At 70.8% G+C, this 15019-nt stretch carries 17 protein-coding genes and 1 pseudogene; 13 read left to right on the top strand and 5 right to left on the bottom strand.

What is annotated here, in order from left to right; all coding sequences use genetic code 11:
* Window positions 1-16: 16 nt before the first annotated feature.
* The 9 genes from sufD to GFD30_RS23985 all read left to right on the top strand — a co-directional run bounded on the left by sufD (window position 17) and on the right by GFD30_RS23985 (window position 5846).
* Window positions 17-1216 (top strand): Fe-S cluster assembly protein SufD, encoded by a 1200-nt coding sequence (gene sufD / locus GFD30_RS24025; RefSeq protein ID WP_153027688.1) that lies wholly within the window; start codon window positions 17-19, stop codon window positions 1214-1216.
* Window positions 1213-1599 carry a non-heme iron oxygenase ferredoxin subunit gene (locus tag GFD30_RS24020; RefSeq protein ID WP_153027687.1) on the top strand — a complete coding sequence of 129 codons (387 nt, stop codon included), beginning with the start codon at window positions 1213-1215 and terminating at the stop codon, window positions 1597-1599. The genes sufD and GFD30_RS24020 overlap by 4 nt, the downstream gene beginning before the upstream one ends.
* Entirely contained in the window at window positions 1596-2357 is a 762-nt protein-coding gene (gene sufC / locus GFD30_RS24015; protein WP_153027686.1) for a Fe-S cluster assembly ATPase SufC, read from the top strand. The genes GFD30_RS24020 and sufC overlap by 4 nt, the downstream gene beginning before the upstream one ends.
* 14 nt (window positions 2358-2371) lie before the next feature.
* A complete protein-coding gene (locus tag GFD30_RS24010; RefSeq protein ID WP_322633566.1) occupies window positions 2372-3640 on the top strand; it encodes a cysteine desulfurase in 1269 nt (422 codons plus the stop codon).
* Window positions 3640-4098 (top strand): Fe-S cluster assembly sulfur transfer protein SufU, encoded by a 459-nt coding sequence (gene sufU / locus GFD30_RS24005; RefSeq protein ID WP_153027685.1) that lies wholly within the window; start codon window positions 3640-3642, stop codon window positions 4096-4098. Before GFD30_RS24010 ends, sufU begins: the two co-directional genes overlap by 1 nt.
* The gene (locus GFD30_RS24000) at window positions 4095-4433 is read left to right on the top strand and encodes a metal-sulfur cluster assembly factor (protein ID WP_153027684.1); all 339 of its coding nucleotides are present in this window, start codon (window positions 4095-4097) and stop codon (window positions 4431-4433) included. The genes sufU and GFD30_RS24000 overlap by 4 nt, the downstream gene beginning before the upstream one ends.
* A gap of 88 nt (window positions 4434-4521) precedes the next feature.
* Entirely contained in the window at window positions 4522-5199 is a 678-nt protein-coding gene (locus tag GFD30_RS23995; RefSeq protein WP_153027683.1) for an acVLRF1 family peptidyl-tRNA hydrolase, read from the top strand.
* A 31-nt stretch (window positions 5200-5230) separates the two neighbouring features.
* Window positions 5231-5476 (top strand): type II toxin-antitoxin system Phd/YefM family antitoxin, encoded by a 246-nt coding sequence (locus tag GFD30_RS23990; protein WP_153027682.1) that lies wholly within the window; start codon window positions 5231-5233, stop codon window positions 5474-5476.
* Entirely contained in the window at window positions 5463-5846 is a 384-nt protein-coding gene (locus GFD30_RS23985) for a type II toxin-antitoxin system VapC family toxin (RefSeq protein WP_153027681.1), read from the top strand. The genes GFD30_RS23990 and GFD30_RS23985 overlap by 14 nt, the downstream gene beginning before the upstream one ends.
* A gap of 3 nt (window positions 5847-5849) precedes the next feature.
* On the opposite strand, the gene GFD30_RS23980 is transcribed toward GFD30_RS23985, so the two are convergent.
* The 5 genes from GFD30_RS23980 to GFD30_RS23960 form a co-directional block, all read right to left on the bottom strand.
* Window positions 5850-6539 (bottom strand): aspartate/glutamate racemase family protein, encoded by a 690-nt coding sequence (locus GFD30_RS23980; protein WP_153027680.1) that lies wholly within the window; start codon window positions 6537-6539, stop codon window positions 5850-5852.
* A gap of 39 nt (window positions 6540-6578) precedes the next feature.
* Window positions 6579-8177 carry an MDR family MFS transporter gene (locus GFD30_RS23975; protein WP_153027679.1) on the bottom strand — a complete coding sequence of 533 codons (1599 nt, stop codon included), beginning with the start codon at window positions 8175-8177 and terminating at the stop codon, window positions 6579-6581.
* A gap of 46 nt (window positions 8178-8223) precedes the next feature.
* Window positions 8224-10134, bottom strand: coding sequence for a beta-galactosidase (locus GFD30_RS23970; protein ID WP_153027678.1), 1911 nt, complete (start codon window positions 10132-10134; stop codon window positions 8224-8226).
* A 109-nt stretch (window positions 10135-10243) separates the two neighbouring features.
* Complete coding sequence (locus tag GFD30_RS23965; RefSeq protein ID WP_322633565.1) at window positions 10244-10969, bottom strand: type 1 glutamine amidotransferase; 726 nt, start codon at window positions 10967-10969, stop codon at window positions 10244-10246.
* Window positions 10970-10988: 19 nt separating this feature from the next.
* Window positions 10989-12233, bottom strand: a complete 1245-nt coding sequence (locus GFD30_RS23960) for a Mur ligase family protein (protein WP_227996992.1) — start codon at window positions 12231-12233, stop codon at window positions 10989-10991.
* A 538-nt stretch (window positions 12234-12771) separates the two neighbouring features.
* Between GFD30_RS23960 and mraZ the strand changes: the two genes are divergently transcribed.
* The 4 genes and pseudogenes from mraZ to GFD30_RS23940 all read left to right on the top strand — a co-directional run.
* A complete protein-coding gene (mraZ, locus tag GFD30_RS23955; RefSeq protein ID WP_153027697.1) occupies window positions 12772-13203 on the top strand; it encodes a division/cell wall cluster transcriptional repressor MraZ in 432 nt (143 codons plus the stop codon).
* A 16-nt stretch (window positions 13204-13219) separates the two neighbouring features.
* Window positions 13220-14191, top strand: coding sequence for a 16S rRNA (cytosine(1402)-N(4))-methyltransferase RsmH (gene rsmH, locus GFD30_RS23950; protein ID WP_153027677.1), 972 nt, complete (start codon window positions 13220-13222; stop codon window positions 14189-14191).
* Window positions 14188-14769, top strand: coding sequence for a hypothetical protein (locus GFD30_RS23945; protein WP_153027676.1), 582 nt, complete (start codon window positions 14188-14190; stop codon window positions 14767-14769). Before rsmH ends, GFD30_RS23945 begins: the two co-directional genes overlap by 4 nt.
* Window positions 14770-14778: 9 nt before the next feature.
* A pseudogene (locus GFD30_RS23940) lies at window positions 14779-15019 on the top strand (hypothetical protein); the annotation flags it as partial.

Raw genomic sequence — 15019 nt, 5'->3', positions numbered from 1 at the left:
AGGAAACCGAGATTTTATGAGCATCGAAGTCGCCCCGAAGCCCACGGCGCACACCCACGGCCTCGGCGAGGTGCCCCCGAAGACCAAGTCGCAGCTGCTGCGCTCGTTCGAGCCCGCCGACTTCCCGGCCCTGACCGGCCGCGAGGAGGACTGGCGCTACACGCCCGTGAAGCGCCTCGCCGGACTCGACAGCGACGAGACCGCCCTGGCGGCCAAGGCCGCCGAGTACGCGGTCCGCAACCTGCCCGCGGGGGTCACCGCCGAAGCCGTCGGCAAGGACGACCCCCGCCCGGGCTCGATCCTGACCCCGTTCGACCGCCCCAGCGCGGTCGCCTGGGCCAAGACCGAGAAGGCCCTCCTCGTGTCGGTCGCGCCCGAGACCGCCGTCTCCGAGCCGGTCTGGATCGACGTCACCGGCGGCGGCCTCGACGGCGCCACCTGGGCCCACACGTTCATCGAGGTCGGCCACCACGCCGACGCCACCCTGATCGTGCGGCACACCGGCCAGGCCCGCCTCGGCGACAACGTGGAGATCGCCGTCGGCGACGGCGCGCACCTGCGCCTGGTCGTCCTCGCCGAATGGGACCGCGAGTCCACCCACGTCGAGCACCAGAAGGCCCGGCTCGGCACCGACGCCCGGCTCGACCACATCGCCGTCACGCTCGGCGGCGACCTGGTCCGCCAGTACCTGTCGGTCGACTACGCCGGCCGCGGCGGCTCCGTCGACGCCTACGGCCTCTACTTCGCCGACACCGGCCAGCACCTGGAGCAGCGCCAGCTCGTGGACCACTCGGTCCCCGACTGCCGCTCCAACGTGAACTACCGCGGCGCCCTCCAGGGCGAGACCGCCCGCACCGTCTGGGTCGGCGACATCCTCATCCAGGACGCCGCCACCGGCACCGACACGTACGAGATCAACCGCAACCTCGTCCTCTCCGACGGCGCCCGCGCCGTCTCGGTCCCCAACCTGGAGATCGAGACCGGCGAGATCGCCGGCGCCGGCCACGCCTCCGCGACCGGCCGCTTCGACGAGGAGCACCTGTTCTACCTCCAGTCGCGCGGCATCCTTGAGGCCGAGGCCCGCCGGCTGGTCGTCAAGGGCTTCTTCAACGAGATCATCGCCAAGGTCCCCGACGAGGCCCTCCGCGAGGAGCTCACCGAACTCGTGGTCGCCCGCCTCGACCAGGGCCCCGACGCCGGAGCCGCGAACCGATGACGGACGACGACTACCTGCGCGTGTGCGCGCTCGACGAACTGCCGGATTCCGAGCCCGTCGCGGCCGACATCCACGGCACCTCGATCGTGCTCGTGCGCAAGTCCGACGAGGTGTACGCCCTGTACGACGAGTGCTCCCACGCGGCCGTGGCGCTCTCCGAGGGCGACGTCGACGACTGCTCGATCGAATGCTGGCTGCACGGGTCCACCTTCGACCTGCGCACCGGCAAACCGTCCGGGCCGCCCGCCACCACGCCGGTCCCGACCTACCCGGTCGAGCTCCGCGGAGGCGACGTCTACCTCAGCCTCAAGCCCAAGACCACCGAAACCGCCGCTGAGCCCGTGACGGGCTCGCACGCAACGCCCGAAGGAAACCAGCAATGAGCAAGCTCGAGATCCGCGACCTGCACGTCTCGGTCAACACCGACGAAGGCGCCAAGCCGATCCTGCACGGCGTCGACCTCACCATCAACTCCGGTGAGACCCACGCCATCATGGGCCCCAACGGGTCCGGCAAGTCGACCCTGGCCTACTCGCTGGCCGGGCACCCGAAGTACGAGATCACCGGCGGCACCGTCCTCCTCGACGGCGACGACGTCCTCGAGATGAGCGTCGACGAGCGCGCCCGCGCCGGCCTCTTCCTCGCCATGCAGTACCCGGTCGAGGTCCCCGGCGTCAGCGTCTCCAACTTCCTGCGCACCGCCAAGACCGCGGTCGACGGCGAGGCCCCCAAGCTCCGCACCTGGATGAAGGACCTCAAGGGCGCCATGGCCGAGCTGAAGATGGACGAGGCGTTCATCAACCGCAACGTCAACGAGGGCTTCTCCGGCGGCGAGAAGAAGCGCCACGAGATCGTCCAGATGGAGCTGCTCAAGCCCAAGTTCGCGATCCTCGACGAGACCGACTCCGGCCTCGACGTCGACGCGCTCCGGGTCGTCTCCGAGGGCATCAACCACGCCAAGGAGACCACCGACTCCGGCGTCCTCCTCATCACCCACTACACCCGCATCCTGCGGTACGTGAAGCCCGACTTCGTGCACGTCTTCGTCGACGGCCGGATCGCCGAAGAAGGCGGCCCGGAACTCGCCGAGAAGCTCGAAGCCGAAGGCTACGAGTCCTACGTCGGCGCGAAGGCCGCCTAGACCAGGAGGAGCCCGTGGAGGCTGTCACCAAACTCGACGTCGACGCGGTCCGCGCCGACTTCCCGATCCTCAAGCGCATGATCGGGGACCGGCAGCTCGCGTACCTGGACTCCGCTGCGACCTCGCAGAAACCGGTCCAGGTCGTCGAGGCGATGCGCCGATTCACCGAGCACTCGAACGCGAACATCTCGCGCTCGGTGCACACCCTCGGGGCCGAGGCCACCGAGGCGTACGAAGGCGCCCGCGCCCGGATCGCCGCCTTCATCGGCGCCCCGAGCGCCGACGAAGTGGTGTTCACCAAGAACTCCACCGAGGCCATCAACCTCCTCGCCTACGCGTTCCAGAACGGCTCGCTCGACCCGAGCGCCGACCCGCGGTTCCGCCTCGGCCCCGGCGACGAGATCGTCGTGACCGAGATGGAGCACCACGCGAACCTCGTCCCGTGGCAGCAGCTCGCCCAGCGCACCGGCGCCACCCTCAAGTGGATCGGCATCACCGACGCCGGCCGGCTCGACGTCGACTCGATCCCCGAGGTCATCACCGAACGCTGCAAGATCATCTCGTTCGTCCACGTGGCGAACCTGCTCGGCACGGTCAACCCGACCTCGCAGATCACCGCCCGCGCCCGCGAGGTCGGCGCCCTGGTCGGCCTCGACGCCTCCCAGTCCGTCCCGCACCTGCCCGTGGACGTGACCGAGCTCGGCGTCGACTTCATCGCCTTCACCGGACACAAGATGCTCGGACCCACCGGCATCGGCGTCCTGTGGGCGAAAGCCGACCTCCTCGAGGCCATGCCGCCGTTCCTCACGGGCGGCTCCATGATCAAGACCGTCACCATGGAGGGCACGACGTTCGCCGCCGCGCCCGCCAAGTTCGAGGCCGGCACGCCGCCGATCGCCGAGGCCGTCGGCCTCGCCGCCGCCGTCGACTACCTCGACCAGCTCGGCATGGAGAACGTCCGCGCCCACGAGAAGGAACTCGCCGGGTACATGCTCGAGCGGCTCGAGACCGTCGACGGCCTCACCGTCGTCGGCCCCCGCGTCCCGATCGGCCGCAGCGCCACCGTCTCCTTCACGCTCGAAGGCGTCCACCCGCACGACGTCGGCCAGGTCCTCGACGCCGAAGCCGTCGCCGTCCGCGTCGGCCACCACTGCGCCAAACCCACCTGCGTGCGCTTCGGCGTCACCGCCACCACCCGCGCCTCCGCGTACGTGTACAACACGCACGAGGAAATAGACCGGCTCGTGGCGGCGTTGGGACAGGTGCGAAAGGTGTTCGGCTGATGAATCTCGACGAGCTGTACCAGGAAGTCATCCTGGACCACTACAAGCGCCCGCGCGGCGCCGGCCTGCGCGAACCCTACGAGGGCGAGTCCCACCAGGTCAACCCGACCTGCGGCGACGAGATCACCCTCCGGGTCCACGTGGACGGCGGCACGATCGGCGACGTCTCCTACGAGAACGTCGGCTGCTCGATCTCCAAGGCCTCCGCCTCGGTGATGTACGAGCTCGTCAACGGCGCGACCGTCGACGACGCGCTGGCCCGCCTGTCCGAGTTCACCGAGCTCATGAACTCCAAGGGCCAGAGCGAGGGCGACGAGGAGACCCTCGAGGACGCCGTCGCGTTCGCGGGCGTCTCGAAGTACCCGATGCGCGTCAAGTGCGCGCTCCTGGGCTGGATGGCGTTCAAGGACGCCCTTGTGAGAGCCGAAGCCTCGATCCCCGGAAGGACCGACGCATGACCGACACCGTGAAGGCCAAAGAGGACGACATCCTCGAGGCCATGAAAGACGTGGTCGACCCCGAGCTGGGCATCAACGTCGTCGACCTGGGCCTGATCTACGGCGTCCACGTCGACGAGTCGAACGTGGCCACGCTCGACATGACCCTGACTTCCGCGGCCTGCCCGCTGACCGACGTCATCGAGGACCAGTCCCGCTCGGCCCTCTGCTCGGGCCCGGACGGCGGCCTCGTCTCCGACCTGCGGATCAACTGGGTGTGGATCCCGCCGTGGGGCCCGGACAAGATCACCGACGACGGCCGCGACCAGCTCCGCGCGCTCGGGTTCAACGTCTGACGAAGTCGGACTTGAACGGAGTGGCGCAGGAACGTCTGACGAAGTCGGACTTGAACGATGAATCACGGGAACGTCTGAAGCCGGCCCCATGGTGAAGATCCGCCCCGCCTCCGGCGGCGGCAGGATCGTCGAGGTCGAACCCGAACGGCTCCCGCGCTGGGTCGCGAACTTCGCCGCCCGCAACGGCGGCATCGCCGCCCACCGCGCGGACGGGAACGACTGGACGATCGCATCGAACGAGGGAGCGTCGGCCGGTGTCCGCTGGACACTGGCCGACGGCCTCCCCGCGGGCTGGCTCCTGGACGACGACCCCGTCACCGCCGCCGAACACCTCCGCGACTACGCCCTCGAACCGCGCCGCATCGCAGTCCTCCTCGCCCGCAAGGGCGCCTTCTCCGTCGGCATCCTGGAGGACGGCCGCATCACCGCCTCCAAGACCGATTCGGCCTACGTCCAAGGCAAGACGAAGGCCGGCGGCCAGTCCCAGCAGCGCTTCGCGCGCCGCCGAGAAGGCCAGGCCCACGCCGCCGAGAAGCGCGCCCGGGAGGCCGCCTTCGCGGTCCTCGGCAACGCCGGGTTCGACGCCCTCGTCACCGGCGGCCCGGTCGAGGGCATCCTCGAAGACCCGCGGCTCGCCTGGCTGCGCGCGGCGGTCCATTTCGGCGACATCGCCGAGCCCAAGCAGTCCCTCCTCACCGAGACCGCCTACCGCGCCATCGGCTTCCGCATCCGTGTCACCGACGGTTCGCGAACGCGACCGACTTAGCTAAGTCTGGCTAATCTGGTAGACTCGTCATATGTCGTACGTCGTGAACATCCACGAGGCCAAGACCCAGTTGTCGCGGCTGATCGAGCGGGCGGCCCGGGGCGAGCACATCGTCATCGCGAAGGCCGGCAAGCCGGTGGTGGATCTGATCCCGCACCGTGAACGGCCCGTGGTGCTCGGCGGGTTGCGCGGCCGGCTCGAGTACGACGACGCCGCCTTCGACATCGATCCCGACATCCAGGCGATGTTCTACGGTGACGCCGATGCTCCTGCTTGACAGTCAGACCGCGCTGTGGGCGATGGACGACAACCCCAGGCTCGGGCCGCGGGCCCGGCAGCGCATCGAGTCGGCGGCGGCGGTGCACGTCTCGGTCGCCACCGTGTGGGAGCTGACCATCAAGTCGATGCTCGGCAAGTTGAAGATCCCCGCGGACTTCGCCTCCCAGGTCGAGTCCGGCGGCTTCGAACTCCTCGAGGTCTCCGCGGACCACGCGGAAGGGATCCGCGACTTCCCCGAACTGCTGCGCCACGACCCGTTCGACCGCCTCATCGTCTCGCAGGCGCATCTGCACCGCTTGACGCTCCTGACGGCCGACCGGGTCCTGCTCGGCCTCGGCCGCGACTTCATCGCCGACTCGACCGCGTGAGGCTCACTCCAGGGCGAGGTCCACGAGGCGCTCGGCGTGGATGCGGGTCGAGTCGAAGACCGGGACCGTCGTGTCGGTGCCGTCGACGAGGAGCGTGATCTCGGTGCAGCCGTAGATCATCCCCTGGCATCCGCGCGCGACCAGGTCGGCCATGACCCGCCGGTACACCTGCCGGGACTCGGCCGTGACGACGCCGAGCGTCAGCTCGCCGTAGATGATCTCGTGCACGGCGGTCCGGTCGTCCTCGCCCGGCACCGCGACCTCGATGCCGTTGCGGGCCATGCGCTCGGCATAGAAGTCCATCTCCATGGTGAAGCGGGTCGCGAGGAGGCCGACGCGGTCCACTCCGGCTTCGCGGATGCGGTCGGCGGTCGTGTCGACCAAGTGGACGAACGGCACGTCGACGGCCGCCTCGATCCGGTCCGCGACGAGGTGCATGGTGTTGGTGCACAAGGCGATCAGGCCGGCACCGCCCCGCTCCAGTCCGACGGCCGCGTCAGCGAGCGCCTTCCCGGCGCCGTCCCAGTCCCCGGCGCGCTGCATCGCCTCGATCTCGCCGAAGTCGACGGTCGCCATGAGGCTCCGGGCGTTGTGCTGCCCGCCGAGCCGGCTCCGGACGTCCTCGTTGATCAGCCGGTAGTACTCGGCGGAGGACTCCCAGGACATCCCGCCGATCAATCCGATGGTGCGCATGGACCCATTGTGCCCGCGGCGCGCGAGGCCGCGCCGGTGTCAGGGGGCGGTCTCGGCGCGGACTTCGCCGGCCTTGGCGTCGGGGTCGTCGACGGGCGGCCTGCTGCCGCGGAGCGTCAGGTTCGGCATGAACAGCGTCAGGACGATCGTGACGGCCGCGATCGAGGCGGCGACGAGGAAGACCTGGTCGAGGCCGGCGGTGAACGCCTGCTGCACGACGGCCCGCACCGGCTCGGGCAGGTGGGCGACCACCGTGGGGGACTCCATCACCGCCGACAGGTCGGTCTCGCTGAGGCCCGCGGCCTCCTGCGGCGGGAGCTGTGCGACGGCGCCCGGGAGGTTCGCGGCGAGTTCGTCGTTCAGTCTCGCGGTCATGACCGCGCCGAGCACGGCCGTGCCGACCGCGCCGCCGAGCGACCGCGCGAAGTTGTTCGTGCTCGTGCCCGCGCCGAGGTCCTCGACGCGGACCATGTTCTGCATGGCCAGGACCAGCGGCTGCATGAACATGCCCATGCCGACGCCGAGGACCAGCAGGAACGCCCCGCCGGTCCACAGCGGCGTGTCGACGTGGAGCTGCGTGAACAGCGCCAGTCCGGCGGTGATGACGATCGACCCGGCGACGAGGAACCACTTGTAGCGCCCGAGCCGGGAGATCACGAACCCCGAGGACACGGAGGTGAGCACCATGCCGGCCATCATCGGGATCATGAGGAGCCCCGAGGCGGTCGGGGAGTAGCCGCGCACCATCTGGAAGAACAGCGGGATGTACACGATCCCCGAGAACATGCCGACGCCGAAGACGAGGGCGATGACGCCGGCGAGCGCGAACGTCCCCTGCCGGAACATCCGCAGCGGCAGGATCGGCTCCTCGGCGCGCGTCTCGACCGCGACGAAGACGGCGGTGAGGACCGCGGCCGCGGCGAAGAGCCCGATGACGACCGCCGAGTCCCACGCGTACTCGTGGCCGCCCCAGGTGACGGCCAGGAGGAGGCACACCACGGCCGGGACGAGGCAGGCCGCGCCGAGGTAGTCGATCTTCCGCTGCCGGGTCGGGAAGCGGTGGCGCCGCAGGACCTGGTCGACGGCGATCATCGCGGCGAGGCCGAGCGGCAGGTTGATGTAGAAGATCCACCGCCAGTCCACTTCGGAGAGCCAGCCGCCGAGCACCGGCCCGGCCACCGAGGAGATCCCGAAGACCGCGCCGAAGAACCCCTGGTACCTGCCGCGTTCGCGCGGCGAGACGACGTCGGAGACGACGGTGAACGCGAGCGAGATGAGCCCGCCGCCGCCGAGGCCCTGGAAGCCGCGGAAGAGGATGAGCTGGAGCATGTTCTGCGACAGTCCGGCGAGCGCGGAGGCGGCGAGGAAGATCGCGATGGCGACGAGGATGACCGGCCGCCGCCCGTACAGGTCGGAGAGCTTGCCGTACAGCGGGGTCGAGGCCGTGGTGGCGATGAGGTAGGCGGTGACGACCCACGTGTAGTCGCCCATGCCGCCGAGGTCGCCGACGATGGTCGGCAGGGCCGTGCCGACGATGGTCTGGTCGAGCGAGGCCAGGAGCATGGTGAGCATGAGCGCGCCGAAGAGCGTGTACAGCTCCCTGCGGCTCATGCTCGCGGCGCCGGCCGGTTCGCCCATAGGTGCGAGCGTATGGCCCGCCTCCGCGGAGGCGGGCCGAAACGGCTCATTCGGGTTTCTTGTCGACCGCCCAGGAGCCGGCCGGGACGATGACGTGCCCGACCTGCGCCTCCTTCTCGGTGTGGTTGACGATGAACCGCCACTGGCCGCGGTCCACGACGTCGAGGCCGGGCCCGCCGGGGCCGGTGAGCTCGAACTCCTCGAACAGCCGGTCCCAGGCGTCGTCGCCGAGCTTGCAGGAGACGTACCACGCCTCGCCCTCGCCGAACGGGTTGACGGTGACGGCGGGCTGGCCCTCGATGAGGTCGCCGGTGGCGTACTGGGTGACGCACTGGGCGCCGCGCAGCTCCACGAGTTCGCAGAAGCGTTCGGCCGCACCGAAGTTCCACAGGGCGCGCCGCTCGCCGGCGGGCTGGGGGAGGTGCTCGGTGACGCGGATGCCGAACAGGTCGGTGAGTCCGCCGAGGTACCCGTCGAGCCAGACCTGGCAGTGCTCGTCGACGGCGCCGGTGAGGTAGGAGGCGACGAGTCGCCCGCCGCCGGCGGTGAACCAGCGGAGGTTCTCGGCGGCGGCCTTGGAGAGGACGTACGTCGTCGGTGCGATCACGGTGGCGTACTTCGACAGGTCGCCTTCGGGCGAGGCGAAGTCGGCGACCACGCCGCGGTCGCGCAGGACCCGGTGGATCTGGGCCACGTTCTCGAGGTAGTCGACCGGGGCCGGCAGGTGCGGTCCCGCCGTGGCCCACCACGATTCGGGGCTCCACAGGATCGCCACGTCCGCTTCGACGGGCGATTCGACGGTGTGCGCGATCCCCGGGAGGGTGTTCCCGAACTCGACGACCTCGCGGAACATGCGGGTCTGCTTGCCCGCGTGTGGGAGCAGCGCGGAGTGCCACTGCTCGGCGCCGCCGCGCCCGGCCCGCCACTGGAAGAACATGGCGCCCTTGGATCCGCGGCTGATGTGGATCATCGAGTGCCGGGCCATGCGGCCGGGGGTCTTGGCGATCGAGCCGTCCTTGGAGTGGATCGTGGCCGCGGCCTGCTCCATGAGGAGCCAGTCGCCGCCGCCGGCCCAGGACCGCGAGAGGTCGGCGTGCAGGGCGCTCTGCTGCTCGGCGCGCTCGTCGGGCGCGGACGGGTAGGAGTCGAACGCGACGAGGTCGACCTCGCCGGCCCACTTCCACGGGTCGACCGGGACCCACTGGCCGAACACGAAGTTGGTGGTGATCGGGACGTCGGGGTTCGCGGCCCGCAGGAGGTCGCGCTGCTCCTTGTAGTGCTCGAGGCACGAGCTGGACGTGAAGCGCTTGAAGTCGAGCTCGTGGGCGGGGTTGGCGAGGTACTGGGTCGCGCGCGGGGCGAGGATCTGGTCCCATTCGGTGTAGTGCTGGCTCCAGAAGGAGCCCCACCACGCGGCGTTGAGCGCGTCCAGTGTCCCGTACTTCTCCTGGAGCCAGGTCCGGAACGCCCGCTCGGCGTGCTCGGAGTGGGTCATCGACCCGTACTCGTTGTGCACGTGCCACATCGCGAGCGCCGGGTGCTCGGCGTACCGCTCGGCGAGTGCGGCGGCGATGCGCCGGGACGCCTCCCGGTAGGCGGGCGCGCAGACGTCGTACGTGTCGCGCGAGCCGTGGACCTGCCGGACCCCGTCGGGCCGCACGTTGAGCGCGTCGGGGTGCGCGAGCGTGAACCACGGCGGCGGCGAGGCGGTCGGAGTGGCGAGGTTGACGCGGACGCCGCCCGCGTCGAGCTTGTCGAGCACCGTGTCGAGCCACGCGAAGTCGTACTCGCCTTCACGGGGTTCGAGCCGGGCCCAGGAGAACACGCCGACGGTGACGAGGTTGACCCCGGCTTCCCGCATGAGGAGGACGTCGTCGTCCCAGACCTCCTCGGGCCACTGCTCGGGGTTGTAGTCGCCGCCGTAGCTCAGGCCGTCGAGGCCTCGGGGCCACTCCATGGGGACTCCTCACGCAAAAGGGATCGTTAGTTGCCTGACAAAACTAACGGCATCTGGGGGTTTTGCCCAGCCTAATGCGAGTGGTCCACGTCTTCCGTTGGCGGGCAGGCTACTGCGACGCGGTCTGGAGCGCCTGGAAGCGCTCGTACCGCAGCCGCTCGGGCCACGTGTCGTCCAGCGGCGGCAGCTGCGCCGGGTTCACGCCGACCGCCCATCCCAGCAGCAGGTCCGCGAGCTTCGGGTTCCGCGCGAGCCCCGGCCCGTGCATGTACGTGCCGATGACGTGGCCGGCCCAGGCGCCCTCGGTGGCCCCGTCGTTGCCGACCCCGGCCGTGACCCGCGCGAGCGGCTGCACCGCCTCGCCGAGGTGGGTGCGCCCGCCGTGGTTCTCGAACCCGGTGATCGACCCGATCCCGAGCTGCGGCGCGGCCTCGCCGGCGATCTCGCCGACCGCGCGCGACGGGCCCCGGTCCGAGCGCAGGTCGAGGATGTTCAGGCCCTCGTAGGCCCGGCCGTTCGCGTAGAACGACGAGCCCAGGAGCTGGTAGCCGGCGCAGATCGCCAGGATCGGCTTCCCGGCCTCCGCGGCGCGGCTGAGCGCCCCGTCCTGGAGGAGCCGGTCGGCCGCGACGGCCTGCGGGCCGTCCTCACCGCCGCCGATGAGGTACATGTCCGCGGTGTGCGGGATGTGCTGGTCGCTGCGGATCTGCATCGGCTCCACGTCGATCCCGCGGGCGCGGGCCCGGTGGGCCAGGACCAGGAGGTTCCCCCGGTCCCCGTAGGTCGACAGGAGGTCGGGGTAGAGCCAGACGATGCGCAGGGTGCTCAGTGCCACGGTCGGTCGCTCTCTCTCGCTAGTTGACCCGGTTGAATTCGGCGCGGATGTCCTGGAACGCCGTGTAGTTCGCGACGACCTCCACCGGGCCCGGCGGCACCGCCGCGATCGCGGCCCGGATGTCGTCCACCACCAGGAAGTCGACCCCGTCGACCTCCAGGCGCACGGCCAGGTCGGTGCGGCGGTCGCCGGTGACGACCACCTTCCGGCCCGCCAGGGACGTGAAGTCCACGTCGTAGATCCACGAGGTGTCGAAGCCGTCGACCTCGCGCGCGTTCAGCGACAGCACCACCGGCGGGACCGGGTCGATCATGTCGAACGACTCCAGCCAGCCCGCCGGGTTCTTCGCCAGCAGCAGCCGGAGCTGCCGCCCGTCCCGCTCGACCCGCGCGTACCGGCCCGCCACCGAAGCGACCTCCGACAGGCGCGGCGCCGCCTGCGCCGGGTCGACCCCGAACAGGCTCGCCACTGCGAGCGCGGTCGCCGCGTTCGCCCGGTTCACCCGGCCCGGAAGCTGCAGGTTCAGCTCGTAGCGGCGCCCGTCCGGGCCCACCACGGCCTCGCCCTGGTGCGCCACCGACCACTGCGGGCTCGGCCGGTTCAGGCCGCAGTTCGTGCACCGCCAGAACTCGCCGAACCGGTCCAGGTGCGCGCCGCAGTTCGGGCAGATCGCCGAGTCCGCGGTCCAGCTCTGGCCCGCGGCCACCCACACGACCCGCTCGCACACCGACGCGGCCCACACGATGAGCGGGTCGTCGGCGTTCGCCACGATCGTGGTCTGCCCGGCCGACGCCTCGAGCGTCTGGCGCCACTTCGCGGCCAGCGCGGTCACCTCCATGGCCCGGTCGAGCTGGTCGCGGGAGAGGTTCAGCAGCGCCACCACCTTCGGGCGGGCCGCGTCCAGGAGCTGCCCCAGGTAGTGCTCGTCGCACTCCAGCGCCGCGTACTCGGCCTTCGGGGCCTTCGCGAGCGCCGTCGTGTGCCCGGTCGGCATGTTCGCGCCGAACGAGTTCGTCGCCACCCGGCCGATCGCCTCCAGCGCCGCCGTCGTGAACCGCGTGGTCGTGGTCTTGCCGTTGGTGCCGGAGATCAGCACCACGTGCCGGCCCTCCGCCAGGAGCTCCAGGAGCCGCGGTTCGACGATCAATCCGACTCGGCCGCCGATCACCGACCCGTCGCCCCGGCCCGTGGCGCGTGAGAGCGCTGCCGCGGTCCTGAGGAGCGTGGTGGCGAATTTCGCGCGTGGGGTCAGATTCGCGCTCATGCGGGCTCGCTTTCGGCTTGAACGGACGCGACGAGTATGCAGAAGAGTTTGTCACACCAGTCCCCGAAGGCGTGACGAGCTGCCGATCGCGGTGAGGCCGGCCGCCCCCGACACGCCCGGAAAGTGACGGACGCGAATGCCCATCGCGTGCCTGGCGGCGGCGACGCCTCCGGACCCCCGCCCGGCCGCTCCCTCCCGCCACTCCACAGTGACCGCGCGCCGACGGCCCGTGTCCGCGATCGGTCGCACCCCGTGCCCCATCCGTCGCGCTGCGTCGGATCCCCTGCGCCCCAAGCCACTCCGGGGAGTGAACAATGAGTGAAACTCGGCTTCGGCGCCCCCTGTTGCGCAACCGTCGCTCCACTGTCCTCCACCACTTCTGACCAGCCCCGACACCCCACCCAACACGGATGCCACGCGGAAACAACCCCCAAAGGTGGGGGAGAGTGGAGTAAGGTGGGGCGCAATGGCGGGGCAGGTGACCCGCCACAGCGGTCGGGGAGGCCGCGCAGCCTGAGAGTCACGGGGGGTGGCGCCGATGTTCCTCGGCACCCACACCCCGCGGCTGGACGACAAGGGCCGCGTGATCCTTCCCGCCAAATTCCGGGACGGACTGGCGGAAGGAGTCGTGATCACCAAGGGCCAGGAGCGCTGCCTCTACGTGTTCCCCGAGGCCGAGTTCGCGCGCATCGCCGAATCCCTCCAGCAGGCCCCCATGTCGAGCAAGACCGCCCGCGCCTACAGCCGCGTGTTCTTCGCCTCGGCCCACGACGAGGTCCCCGACAAGCAGGGCCGCGTCACCATCCCCCCGCGCCTGCGCGACTACGCCGGACTCGACCGCGACCTGGTCGTCATCGGCGCCTCCACCCGGGTCGAGATCTGGAACGCCCCGACCTGGGACGAGTACCTGGAGGCTTCGGAAGAAGCCTTCGCCGACATCGAAGAGGGCGACCTGCCCGAAGGACTGTGAGAAGGAGGTGAGCGGAATGAACGACGCCCCGCACGTGCCCGTCATGCTGGACGAGGTGCTCGACCACCTCGCGCCCGCCGCATCCCGGCCCGGCGCGCTGGCGGTCGACGCCACCCTCGGCGCCGGCGGCCACACCGAGGCCCTCCTGACCGCGCACCCCGACCTCACCGTCATCGGGATCGACCGCGACCCGAACGCCCTCGAACTCGCCTCCAAGCGACTCGCCGGCTTCGGCGACCGGTTCATCCCGGCCCGCGCCGTCTACGACGCGATCCCGGAGGTCCTGCGCGCCAACGGCTTCGACGAACTCGACGCCGTGCTGTTCGACCTCGGGGTCTCCTCGATGCAGCTCGACCAGCGCGAACGCGGCTTCGCCTACAGCCAGGACGCGCCCCTGGACATGCGCATGAACCCCGACGACGACCTCACCGCCGAGATCGTCGTCAACACCTACGAGCCCGGCGAGCTCGTGCGCATCCTCCGCGTCTACGGCGAGGAGAAGTTCGCACCCCGCGTCGTCAGCGCCATCGTGAACGCCCGCGCCAAAGCCCGGATCACCTCCAGCAGCGCCCTCGCCGACCTGGTGCGGGACGCGATCCCCGCGGCCGCCCGCCGCACCGGAGGCAACCCCGCGAAGCGCACGTTCCAGGCGCTGCGCATCGAGGTCAACCGCGAACTCGAGACCTGGGAGCGGGCCCTGCCCGCCGCCCTCGACGCGACGGCCCCCGGCGGCCGCGTCGTCGTCCTCTCGTACCACTCGCTGGAAGACCGCATCACCAAGCAGGAACTGGCGCGACGCGCCCGCTCCAACAGCCCGGCCGGCCTCCCGGTCGAGCTCCCCGGCACCGAGCCCACCTTTCGACTCCTTACGAAGAAGGCCCAGCAACCGACCCAGACCGAACTCGATCGGAACCCGCGATCGGCGCCCGCCCGGCTCCGCGCGGCCGAACGCATCGCACCGTCCAGAAGAGCAGGAGGCGCAACATGAGCGACCAGTACCGTCGCGCTCAGGCCGACCCCGAGGAGATCATCAAGGCCGCCCGACGCCGGGCGCGCGCCGCGTCCTCGCGGCGACGATCCCTCGTGGGCGAAGCCGACGCCGCCCCTGCCTTCGACGGGAACCTGGCCGTCCAGCCCGCCCCCGTGGAAGCCCCCGCCGAGACCGCGCCCGCCGCGGCCCCGGCCGCGCCGCAGCGCGAGACCGTCGTGATCCCGCGGACCAAGATCGCGGAGCGCCCGGCGGCCAAACCCGCGCCCGAGCCGGTCGAGGTGCCGCGCCCGGCGTTCGTCGGCGGCATCGTCGCCCTCGTCGTCGCCGGCATCGTCGGCCTGCTGCTGCTCAACACCGTCATCAACGAGGACGCCTACCACCTGCAGGAGCTGCGGTCCCAGGCGAACGAGCTGGACGAGACCGAGCAGGCGCTGGCCGACGAGCTGACGCAGCTCAACTCGCCGAACAACCTGCAGGCCAAGGCGTCCGAGTACGGCATGGTCAACCCGGACCTGGTGACGTTCCTGTACCTGCCGGGCGGCCAGACCGTCGAGGTGCCCTGGAACGAGGAGTAGAGGAGTCCGATGACCGAATCCGACCCCCGACGGCGCCGCGACCCCTCCTCGATCAGCCGGGCGCGCCGTTACACGCCTCGCGGGCGGACCGTCCGCGAGGCGGCGGAGGCGGGAGAGGACAACCGGGCCAGGGAGAACGGGGCGCGCGACCGCGAGGCCGCGCGCCGCGAGCGCAACCGGGCCGCGCAGCAGGAGACCGAGGCCGGCGACCTCGCGGCGAAGCGGCGGCGCGAGGCCGCGGCCCGCTCCC

Origin of the sequence: Glycomyces albidus (assembly GCF_009451885.1) — a bacterium.
Taxonomy (GTDB): Bacteria; Actinomycetota; Actinomycetes; order Mycobacteriales; family Micromonosporaceae; genus Glycomyces; species Glycomyces albidus.
This window is presented reverse-complemented; position numbering and strand designations above follow the sequence as displayed.

What these genes read in the sequence shown, in the direction of transcription:
- sufU (WP_153027685.1), top strand. Translation starts at nt 3,640, where the DNA reads ATGAATCTCGACGAGCTGTACCAGGAAGTCATCCTGGACCACTACAAG.
- GFD30_RS23945 (WP_153027676.1), top strand. Translation starts at nt 14,188, where the DNA reads ATGAGCGACCAGTACCGTCGCGCTCAGGCCGACCCCGAGGAGATCATC.
- GFD30_RS23970 (WP_153027678.1), bottom strand. Translation starts at nt 10,134, where the DNA reads ATGGAGTGGCCCCGAGGCCTCGACGGCCTGAGCTACGGCGGCGACTAC.
- GFD30_RS23985 (WP_153027681.1), top strand. Translation starts at nt 5,463, where the DNA reads ATGCTCCTGCTTGACAGTCAGACCGCGCTGTGGGCGATGGACGACAAC.
- GFD30_RS23975 (WP_153027679.1), bottom strand. Translation starts at nt 8,177, where the DNA reads ATGGGCGAACCGGCCGGCGCCGCGAGCATGAGCCGCAGGGAGCTGTAC.
- GFD30_RS24000 (WP_153027684.1), top strand. Translation starts at nt 4,095, where the DNA reads ATGACCGACACCGTGAAGGCCAAAGAGGACGACATCCTCGAGGCCATG.
- GFD30_RS23960 (WP_227996992.1), bottom strand. Translation starts at nt 12,233, where the DNA reads ATGAGCGCGAATCTGACCCCACGCGCGAAATTCGCCACCACGCTCCTC.
- GFD30_RS23995 (WP_153027683.1), top strand. Translation starts at nt 4,522, where the DNA reads ATGGTGAAGATCCGCCCCGCCTCCGGCGGCGGCAGGATCGTCGAGGTC.
- sufD (WP_153027688.1), top strand. Translation starts at nt 17, where the DNA reads ATGAGCATCGAAGTCGCCCCGAAGCCCACGGCGCACACCCACGGCCTC.
- mraZ (WP_153027697.1), top strand. Translation starts at nt 12,772, where the DNA reads ATGTTCCTCGGCACCCACACCCCGCGGCTGGACGACAAGGGCCGCGTG.
- GFD30_RS23980 (WP_153027680.1), bottom strand. Translation starts at nt 6,539, where the DNA reads ATGCGCACCATCGGATTGATCGGCGGGATGTCCTGGGAGTCCTCCGCC.
- GFD30_RS24020 (WP_153027687.1), top strand. Translation starts at nt 1,213, where the DNA reads ATGACGGACGACGACTACCTGCGCGTGTGCGCGCTCGACGAACTGCCG.
- sufC (WP_153027686.1), top strand. Translation starts at nt 1,596, where the DNA reads ATGAGCAAGCTCGAGATCCGCGACCTGCACGTCTCGGTCAACACCGAC.
- GFD30_RS23990 (WP_153027682.1), top strand. Translation starts at nt 5,231, where the DNA reads ATGTCGTACGTCGTGAACATCCACGAGGCCAAGACCCAGTTGTCGCGG.
- rsmH (WP_153027677.1), top strand. Translation starts at nt 13,220, where the DNA reads ATGAACGACGCCCCGCACGTGCCCGTCATGCTGGACGAGGTGCTCGAC.